This window comes from Rhizobium ecuadorense (assembly GCF_001187535.1).
GTDB classification, from domain to species: domain Bacteria; phylum Pseudomonadota; class Alphaproteobacteria; order Rhizobiales; family Rhizobiaceae; genus Rhizobium; species Rhizobium ecuadorense.
On sequence record NZ_LFIO01000097.1, the window covers coordinates 1 to 418 of the forward strand.

Genomic DNA, 418 nt, shown 5'->3' on the forward strand with positions numbered 1-418 from the left:
GGCATGCATTCGGCATCGGCGTCGCCCGGCATGCAGCCCGTGATATTTAGCATGAAGCGATTGCGCGTCACGCGTGTTAAAGTCTTTTTGTCCAGCTGAGGCTTCCGGCCGGTTGGCATTGTTGCCGAGTGATGACTTGCTTCGTGAGTCTCCGGCCCTTGAGGGCCTCTCCATGCAAAAGACACCCACAGTGCGTTTCGAAGCGGCGAGCACTCTTGCTGTGGTGGTATCGTCCAATGAACCGCTGCTATACCTATCCGACGACCAGAAAATCATTGCGGCGAGCGCATCCTTCTGCCGGGCCTTCGACATCGACCCCAAGATGGTTTGCGGCCAAAGCCTCAGCGAAATTGGAAACGGTGAATGGGCGATGCCCCAGCTTGCGTCACTGCTGACGGCGACCGCCTCGGGCAGCGCC

At 58.9% G+C, this 418-nt stretch carries 1 protein-coding gene; it reads left to right on the forward strand.

The features are described from left to right. Window positions 1-172: 172 nt before the first annotated feature. Window positions 173-418, forward strand: a 246-nt coding sequence (locus tag AF337_RS03900) for a PAS domain-containing protein (protein WP_244471175.1), incomplete at its 3' end; no start/stop codon positions are given.